Genomic DNA, 8,445 nt, shown 5'->3' with positions numbered 1-8,445 from the left:
TGTAGGCGTTTGCCCGAATGACGCGGGAATAAACGTTCAGCGTCAATTCGAGGGAGGGATTGACGTCGATGCTGATGGCGCTGGCAGGTGTAAAGTAGGAGAATACACCGACCATTCCCACCACCAGCACCAGCGAGCAGGCCAGCGCAAAGCGGCGCACCACCTGTTTTCGACGGCGGGCAAGTGCCGTGTGGACAAAGGCGGCGGTTTTGGTTTTCAGTTCCGGTTCGGCCTGAATCGGCTCGAAAGCGTGTCGAATAGGATTGCTCACAGACGGTCACCTCCCAGCGTTTGTTTGAGCTGTTCGCGTGCGCGGGACAGCAGGGTATAGACGGTGTTGACGTTTTTATTCAGAATGCGTCCGATCTCCGCCGCGGAGTAGCCTTCATAGTAGTGCAGGTAGACCACATCCTTGTACTTGGACGGCAGCGCCAGCACCGCCTCCAATACCTCGCGGTCCTGTTCGGGCAGGGCAGCGGCCTGTTCGCTCAGCTCCTCCAGCGGCACAGCGTTGCGCCGGAAAAAGCTTTTGAGCAGATCCTTGCAGGCATTGACCGTCACCCGAATAAACCACGCCTTTTCGTGCTCCTCGCTTTCAAAGGGAGCCGTGTGCAGCAGATATTTCATGAACACCGTCTGGAAGATGTCCTCGGTGTCCGCATAGTTTTTCAGATGCAGCATACAGATCTTGCGTATCATATCTGAATACAGCTCGATTGCCCGATTGGCCTCCTGTTCGCTGTGCATACCCTCACCCTCGTGTACATGAATCGTTCGTTTCTGTCGTTATGCGCGGCAGGCTTCTCTGCCGTGGTGTCCGCCGTTTGCATGGCAGCCGCTGCCATTTCCATTGCCGTAGCCGGTGCCGCGGTTGTCGCAGATGCCGTCGCCGTTTGCATCGACAAAGTTGACTCCATGATGGGTGGAGCCGCAGTTGTCGCAGACGCCATCGTTATCTGCATCGACAAAGTTTGCACTGTGGTGAGCAGCACCGCAGTTATCGCAGATACCGTCGTCGTCTGCATCCACAAAGTTTCCGGTGCAGTAGCGGGAAGCCCAGTTGTCACAGACGCCGTCGCCATCGCTGTCTACATAGTTTGCACCGCAGACGCCCAGACCGGCATTGCGTCCGCAGTGGCCTGCCGCATAGGAAGAAACAGCACCGGTGAAAATCATGCCTGCCACAAGAACAGAAGCCAGGATTGTTTTTTTCATAAGAATACCTCCATATTGTATGAACAGATTTTGTTTTTTTACCCTTTCACCCTCAATACGATTGGGAAGACAAAATCCTTTCATACCGCCTAAAAAAATTTCAGAAAAACAGAGCCTTTTAAAAGATGCTGATATTTATGCTCTGCTGCGATGAATTTTCTGTGTAAATTCATGTATTCGTCAAAAACTCTTGTATTTTTTATGAATTGTGCTAAAATAGATTTGCTTTATTCATTGATACAGGAGTGAGAACCATGAATTTTCCGATTGCTGTTTTACTTCTCTGCGCGATGCTGGGATTATTTGATAAAATCATCGGCGGACGCCTTGGACTTGCCGAAGAATTTGACCGCGGCATGACCATGATGGGATCGCTTGCGCTGACCATGTCCGGTGTCTACTGCTTCTCGGTGATGCTGGGACGGTGGCTGGCAGTGGTCCTGCAGGGCGTTTCGCTGCCGCTCGACCCGACCATCCTGGTCAGCAGCGTGCTGGCGGTGGATATGGGCGCCTATTCCATCGCCGATATCCTCTGCCAGGATCCCGCACAGAAGATTTTTTCCGGTATTCTGCTGGCTTCGACGCTGGGCGCCACCATCTCGTTTTCGCTGCCGATTGCACTGGGCAGCGTCAAAGGAGAGGACTCCAAAACGCTGATGACCGGCATGGTCTATGGCATCATCTCGACGCCGGCTGCCCTGATTGTAGGCGGACTGCTGAGCGGCATGGGACCAAAACAGCTGCTGGTGTCGCTGGTACCGGTGCTGGTGATCTGCGTGCTGCTGGTGCTGTGCATCTTTTACGGCGGCGACAAGGCGGTACGCGCCTTCGCTCTGGTCGGACGCGGCATCAATCTGCTGGCGATCGTGCTGTTTGCGCTGGTGGTGGTGCAGGTGTTTGTCGGACTGCCGGCGGTGGAATTTGTCGATCCTGCCCTCATCGGCGAGGTGCTGACCATCGTCTTTAAGATCTCGGTCATCGTCTGCGGTTCGTTTATTCTGTCCCATCTGGTGCTCAAATATCTGATGCACCCGATCCTGTCGCTGGCAGTCAAAATCCATGTCAACGAGTTTGCCATCATCGGAATGCTGTTAAACCTCATCACCTCGGTGTCGATGTTCTCGGTGTTTGACAAGATGGATCGCCGCGGCCAGCTGATGAACGCAGCTGCCGCCGTCACCTCCGGTTTTGTCTTTGGCGGACAGCTTGCCTTTGTCGCTTCGGTGGAAGGCGGCGCTGTGCTGGCATTTATCCTGTCCAAGCTGGTCGGCGGTGTGGTCGGTGCAGGCATCGCCATGCTGCTCTCTCCACCGTATGATCCAGAAGCCATAGAGGACACCGAAGTCCAGCAGGCAGTCAGATAAAGTTAAATAAAGGAGGATTTCCCGATGAAAGCTGTTTCTTCCATTTCCTTTTTCCGTCAAACGCAGACCCTTGACTGCACGCTGATGCAGATGGAGCAGAGCGACCTTCCGCTGATTTTGCAGTTTCAGCAGCAAACGTTTGATGCTGTGGAGGACAAGGACACCTTTGTTCCGCTCTCCGAGCAGGAGTGGCGTTATCTGCTGGCGCATGGATTTGCGCTGGGTGTTTTTCCGGCGGGAGAAAAAGCACCCGCCTATCTGATCGGCTGTTTGTATCCGCCGGACGAGGAAAACCTCGGCCACGAGATAAACCTTCCGCCGGAAAAACTCGGTCAGGTGGCACACCTGGAAATCGCCATGGCGGACCCGAACTATCGCGGATGGAAGATGCACAGCCGGATGTGTGCGCTGTGCGTCGAGCGGCTGCGGCAGGATGGACGCACCCGCTATGTGATGTCCACCGTGGCTCCGCACAATCTGCCCAGCCGTCGGGCGCTGGAACATGCCGGACTGCATTCGGCGATGGAGAAGGAAAAATACGGAGGCAAGCTGCGCTGCATCATGCTGCTGGAGCTTGCCGATGGGTGTCGATAACAAACGGCAGCAGACCGGTCGGTCTGCTGCCGTTTTGTTTTAACAGTAAGTTCCTGCCGCAAAGCCGGTGGAAAAGGCAATCTGCAGGTTAAAGCCGCCGGTGTAGCCGTCTACATCCAGCACCTCTCCGGCAAAGAACAATCCCTCGACCAGCTTGGACTGCATCGTCTTGGGAGTGACCTGTGCTACATCCACGCCGCCGGCAGTGACGATCGCTTCCTCAATCGGACGGAAGGCGGTAGGAGTGAGCTCCATGCGCTTGATCGCCTGCACCAGCTGGGCGCGCTGAGCCTTGGTGATCTGGTTGATCTTCTGGTCAAACGGAATACCGCTGTTTGCGGCGATGATCTGGATGCTCTTTTTCGGAAGCAGCTGTCCCAGCGAATTGATGAAGTCCTTGTTGACAAACTGGGCAAAGTCGCGCAGAATCCGCGCATCCAGCTGCTGCTCGCTCAAGCCTGGTTTCCAGTCGATGTACAGTTTATAGTGGTCCAGATGTCCGCCTTTGTCCGGCTGCATGTGGCAGCTTGCGCTCAGCACCAGCGGACCGGACACGCCAAAGTGGGTGAACAGCATCTCGCCAAGCTCGGAGAAAACCTCTTTGCCCGAGCGGGTATCCACCACCGACAGGGTGACGTTTTTAAGAGACAATCCCATCATGTCGCGGCAGCATTTTTCACGGCAGACCAGCGGGATGAGCGACGGATGCAGCGGAGTGACGGTGTGTCCTGCCTGCCGCGCCAGACGATAGCCGTCGCCGGTCGAGCCGGTGGCGGGATAGCTCTTGCCGCCGGTGGCGATGATGACCGACGAAGCAACGATGGTCTGTCCGTCCTCGGTCAGCACGCCGGCAATCCGGCGCTTGCCTTCGCTGTCGGTGTCGATGCAAAGCTCCTTGACACAGGCGCGGGTGATCCGGCAGCCGGCGTCGGTGGCGGTGTTGACCAGCGCATCCACGATGTCGGCGGCACGGTCGGAAACAGGAAAGACCCGTTCGCCGCGCTCCACCTTTAAGGCAACGCCGCATTCCTCAAAAAAGCCCATCACCTCATAGGGGTTCAGGGCGTTTAAGCAGCTGTACAGAAAACGTTTGTTGCTCAGGACGTTGTTCATGAAGTCCTCGACGGTACAGCAGTTGGTGACGTTGCAGCGGCCTTTGCCGGTGATGAGCAGCTTGCGTCCCGGGCGCTCCATCTTTTCGAGCAGCAGAACCTTTTGACCGCGGCGGGCAGCCGTGATGCCGGCCATCAGTCCGGCGGCACCGGCGCCCACGATCAGGGTATCATAGTGTTTATCCATGGAAAGATTCGTCCTCCGCTTTTTCGTAGACGTTGTATTCGTCCCAGATATGCTCCAGCTGGGCATAGGTCTGGCTGATTTCCTCCTGCTTCTCCAGTCCGACAGCGACGATGAGCGCATTGATGAGGCTCAGCGGCGCTACCAGCGAATCGACAAACGAGGACATGTCGCTGCGGGCATGCAGGCTGATGTTTGCCACCGAGGCCAGCGGCGAAGCGGCACAGTCGGTGACGGCGATGACGTCGGCGCCTTTGTTGCGGGCATACTGCGCCGCCTTGAGGGTGCGCTGGGAATAGCGCGGGAAGCTGATTGGAATCAGCACGTCCTCCTCGGTGATGCGGAACAGCTGTTCGAACATCTCGCTGGTGCTGGTGGTGTTGATGAGGTGGACGTTGTCGAAGATGTGGTTAAAGTAAAACTGCAAAAAGCCTGCAAGCGAAGCGGCGCTGCGCACGCCGATGATATAGATGCGGCGGGAGCGGATGATCTTCTGCACCGCCTCGTCAAACTTCTGGGTGTCCAGCTCGTCCATGGTGTGCTTGATGCGCTCCATGTCCATCGACAGAACCTTGGATACCACGTTGTTGCGGCCGATCTGGTCGCTGGTGATCTCCATGCGCTGCACCGAAGTCAGACGGTTGCGGATGATCTCCTGCAATCCTTTTTGCAGCTGCGGATAGCCGTCGCAGCCGACCTCGGAGGCAAAGCGGACGACGGTGGATTCGCTGACGCCGACCGTGGCTCCCAGACGGGAAGCGGTCATGAATGCAGCTTTTTCATAGTGTTCCAAAATATAGTGGGCGATGACCTTCTGCGCTTTGGAAAATTCAGGAAGGCGCGCTTCGATTTGATTTAGAAAATCGGTATACATCACAGCAGTCTCCTTGTGAGCGATTGTATATTGTAGGGTGAATAAGACGAAAAGAACGCCGCCAGGGCGAACATCATAAAGCAATAGACAGCGATCCCGTTTGTCGCTGTGGCTAATCTATATTTTAGACCGAATCCCTGCAAAAATCAAGAAAAAATGCAAGAAAAAGAGGGAAATTCCTGCAAATTCTGCGAGAAAATGAATTTTTTCTGGCACTAAGCTGGCTTTTTCGTCAGGAAGGACGGTTGACAAAGCAAAAAAACTCTGATAGACTGGATTCGTCAAAATAAGAAGGGGTGCTGCACCATTTGCGGCTGAGACAAAGGGAATCGGACCTTTGAACTCTAAACCTGATCCGGGTAATGCCGGCGGAGGGATCTGCAATACACGTTGCTTTCTGTCGCCACTTATCCGGGGCGACATTTTTTATTTTATGGAGGTAATTGTATGCAATCCTTTCAGACAAAGCGCCTGGTCGAAAGTGCGCTGATGATCGCCCTGTCCACCATCCTGTCCTTTATTGTGCTGTTTCGTCTGCCGTTTGGCGGCTCGATCACCCCATGCTGTATGCTGCCGGTGATTCTGGTAGCGTACCGCTACGGCAACAAATGGGGCTTAGTGACCGCCTTTGCGTTTAGCCTCATTCAGGGCATCCAAGGCATCGCCGAGGGCACCTTTACGGCGGCGGCACTGGGCGTCGAAAACGGCGTGTTTAACGGCGGCTTCTTCTCGGGCAGTCCGCTGCTTGCTTCCTTTGGCATCTTTCTGCTGGACTATGTGGTCGCGTTCACCGTGCTGGGCTTTGGCGGCACCTTCCGCAATAAAATCAAAAACAAACCGCTGTCGCTGGTCTGCGGCATCCTGTTTGCCGGCCTGCTGCGCTATGTGGCACACGTCATCTCGGGCGCCATCTTCTTTGGCATCTGGGGCGAGTGGTTCTTTACTCAGGAGGGCTTCTTTACATGGGGACAGACGCTGGTCGAGATGTTCCCTGGCAAGACGCTGTATGTGCTGTACTCGCTGATTTATAACCTGTTCTTCCTGGTGCCGGAGGTCGGTCTGACCGCTGTGGTCGCTTTCCTGATTGCAAAGGCAGCGCCGAAGATGCTTACACAGCAAAAATGCAAGGCGTAAAAACTGTGATCCTATTTATATAAGCAAAGGGGAACGCTGTCAGATACAGCGTTTCCCTTGTTTGTTATTTATTTTGATTTGCTTGAAGCGCGGCACGATACTGGGCAGGAGTCTGGCTAAAATGTTTGCCAAACTGCCGGTAGAAGGCGGGCAGCTCCCGAAAGCCGCAGGACAGCGCCGCTTCTGGGATGGAGATGTCGGGATTTTGCAGCAGCTTGCAGGCGGCCTGCATCCGTGTTTCCATCAGGTATTGCTGAGGTGAACATTGATAGACGCGGTAGAACACCCGATACAGGTGGGAGCGGTCGATGCCGATGTGTCTGGCAATCTCGGAGATCTGGATGGCGTAGCCGTAGTTGCAGCGGATGAGCTCGGCGGCCTGTCGGGCGTAGCTGTGTTCGGAGAGGGTTTGCTGCACCGGCTGCATCATCTGTGCAAACACCAGATACAGCCGTCCGAGCACCTCATATTCGTTGGGAGCGCCATCGGCAAAGAGACGGAGCAGCTCCTGCAATCGTTCTTCCAGCTGACCGCCGCTGCGATCGGTAAAGATGGGAGCATCGGCGGACAACCCGCATTGGTGCAGAATCCGGCCTGCGTCCTGTCCGTCAAAGCCGAACCAGCAGTAGGACCATGGGTCCTCTCGGTCGGCAGCGTAGTAGGTGGAGTCGCCTGGACAGATGAGAAATCCCTGTCCGGCGTGCAGATGGTAGCAATGTCCGCGGCTGAAAAACTGACCTCTGCCGCTGCGGATATAGTGAAACAGATAGTGCGGGCGCACAGCAGGTCCAAAGGCGTGGCTTGGGCGGCATCGTTCCCATCCGCACAGATAGAGGGTTAGGGTATCGCTTCGGGGCTGATTGCTGCCGCCCAGCGCTTCAAAGTAGGTCTGGCTGTTTTGCTGGCAGTCGGCGGAATTGGCAGGCATCGCGGGTTCCTCCTTTGGGATGATCTGCGGAAAGTATAGCAGTTTTAGGAGCAGGATGCAACATTTTGATAAAGAAAAGCAACAAACGAAGATAGAAATTTTCTGCCGCTGTGCTATAATCAGGGTATGAGAGAGGCTCGATCATCACAGAAGGGAGAAACTGTTTATGTTGAAAATTACCTTTATGGGTGCAGGAAGCACCGTGTTTGCAAGAAACGTGCTGGGCGACTGTATGTGCACACCGGCGCTGCGCGAGTGCGAGATTGCACTGTACGATATTGATCCGTTTCGCCTGAAGGAATCGGAAATCATTCTGCGCGCACTCAACCACAACATCAATGCCGACCGCGCCCGCATCGACACCTATCTGGGCGAGGAGCAGCGCAAGGATGCGCTTCGCGGCGCTGACTTTGTGGTCAACGCCATTCAGGTCGGCTTTTATGATCCATGCACCATCATCGACTTTGAGGTGCCTAAGAAGTACGGACTGCGCCAGACCATCGCCGACACCCTGGGCATCGGCGGCATTATGCGCGCACTGCGCACCATTCCGGTGATGCAGGACTTTGCCGATGACATGCAGCAGGTCTGCCCGAATGCATGGCTGTTAAACTACACCAACCCGATGGCGATGCTCAGCGGTTATATGCAGAGATACACCGGCGTCAAGACGGTGGGACTGTGCCATAGCGTGCAGGTCTGCTCCAAGCATCTGCTGGAGGCGCTGGGAATGCAGGATAAACTGGAGGGCCGTCGTGAACTGATTGCCGGCATCAACCACATGGCATGGCTGCTGGAGATTCAGGACAGCACCGGCAACGACCTCTATCCGGAGATCCGCCGCCGTGCCGCCGAGAAAAACGCCACCGAAAAGCACAACGACATGGTCCGCTACGAGTACATCCGCCGGCTGGGCTACTACTGCACCGAGTCGAGCGAGCACAACGCCGAATACAATCCGCTGTTTATCAAGAGCCGCTACCCACAGCTGATCGAGCAGTACAACATCCCGCTGGACGAATATCCGCGCCGCTGCATCA

9 protein-coding genes, 1 pseudogene and 1 riboswitch are annotated in these 8,445 nt (G+C 55.4%); of the genes and pseudogenes, 4 read left to right on the top strand and 6 right to left on the bottom strand.

The features are described 5' to 3' along the window. The 3 genes and pseudogenes from Q0L39_RS09330 to Q0L39_RS09320 form a co-directional block, all read right to left on the bottom strand. Positions 1-271: pseudogene (locus Q0L39_RS09330) on the bottom strand (hypothetical protein); the annotation flags it as partial. Beyond that, a complete protein-coding gene (locus Q0L39_RS09325) occupies positions 268-747 on the bottom strand; it encodes a sigma-70 family RNA polymerase sigma factor (protein WP_296628629.1) in 480 nt (159 codons plus the stop codon). The gene Q0L39_RS09325 and the pseudogene Q0L39_RS09330, both read right to left, overlap by 4 nt. 39 nt (positions 748-786) lie before the next feature. Further along, entirely contained in the window at positions 787-1,215 is a 429-nt protein-coding gene (locus tag Q0L39_RS09320; RefSeq protein WP_296628627.1) for a hypothetical protein, read from the bottom strand. A gap of 254 nt (positions 1,216-1,469) precedes the next feature. Between Q0L39_RS09320 and Q0L39_RS09315 the strand changes: the two genes are divergently transcribed. After that, positions 1,470-2,579: an ethanolamine utilization protein EutH gene (locus Q0L39_RS09315; protein ID WP_296628625.1), complete on the top strand. Its 1,110-nt coding sequence runs from the start codon at positions 1,470-1,472 to the stop codon at positions 2,577-2,579. A gap of 24 nt (positions 2,580-2,603) precedes the next feature. Beyond that, positions 2,604-3,173, top strand: coding sequence for a hypothetical protein (locus tag Q0L39_RS09310; RefSeq protein ID WP_296628624.1), 570 nt, complete (start codon positions 2,604-2,606; stop codon positions 3,171-3,173). Positions 3,174-3,212: 39 nt separating this feature from the next. Here the strand turns inward: Q0L39_RS09310 and Q0L39_RS09305 are convergent, their stop codons facing one another. Together Q0L39_RS09305 and Q0L39_RS09300 are read right to left on the bottom strand one after the other, a co-directional pair. After that, positions 3,213-4,472, bottom strand: a complete 1,260-nt coding sequence (locus Q0L39_RS09305; protein WP_296628622.1) for an NAD(P)/FAD-dependent oxidoreductase — start codon at positions 4,470-4,472, stop codon at positions 3,213-3,215. Further along, the gene (locus Q0L39_RS09300; RefSeq protein ID WP_296628620.1) at positions 4,465-5,343 is read right to left on the bottom strand and encodes a MurR/RpiR family transcriptional regulator; all 879 of its coding nucleotides are present in this window, start codon (positions 5,341-5,343) and stop codon (positions 4,465-4,467) included. The genes Q0L39_RS09305 and Q0L39_RS09300 overlap by 8 nt, the downstream gene beginning before the upstream one ends. Positions 5,344-5,625: 282 nt before the next feature. After that, positions 5,626-5,737, top strand: a riboswitch (TPP riboswitch). Positions 5,738-5,790: 53 nt separating this feature from the next. Between Q0L39_RS09300 and Q0L39_RS09295 the strand changes: the two genes are divergently transcribed. Further along, a complete protein-coding gene (locus Q0L39_RS09295) occupies positions 5,791-6,477 on the top strand; it encodes an energy-coupled thiamine transporter ThiT (protein ID WP_296628618.1) in 687 nt (228 codons plus the stop codon). Between the two features lie 64 nt (positions 6,478-6,541). Here the strand turns inward: Q0L39_RS09295 and Q0L39_RS09290 are convergent, their stop codons facing one another. Further along, a complete protein-coding gene (locus Q0L39_RS09290) occupies positions 6,542-7,405 on the bottom strand; it encodes an AraC family transcriptional regulator (protein ID WP_296628616.1) in 864 nt (287 codons plus the stop codon). Positions 7,406-7,571: 166 nt separating this feature from the next. Here Q0L39_RS09290 and Q0L39_RS09285 point away from each other — a divergent pair. Beyond that, a partial coding sequence (locus tag Q0L39_RS09285; protein WP_296628614.1) for an alpha-glucosidase/alpha-galactosidase occupies positions 7,572-8,445 on the top strand: 874 nt, incomplete at its 3' end.

It is taken from the genome of uncultured Negativibacillus sp. (assembly GCF_944388365.1).
In the GTDB taxonomy this organism is placed as follows: Bacteria; Bacillota; Clostridia; order Oscillospirales; family Ruminococcaceae; genus Negativibacillus.
Note: the sequence above shows the minus strand (reverse complement) of the source record. Positions and strands in the feature narration are given on the sequence as shown.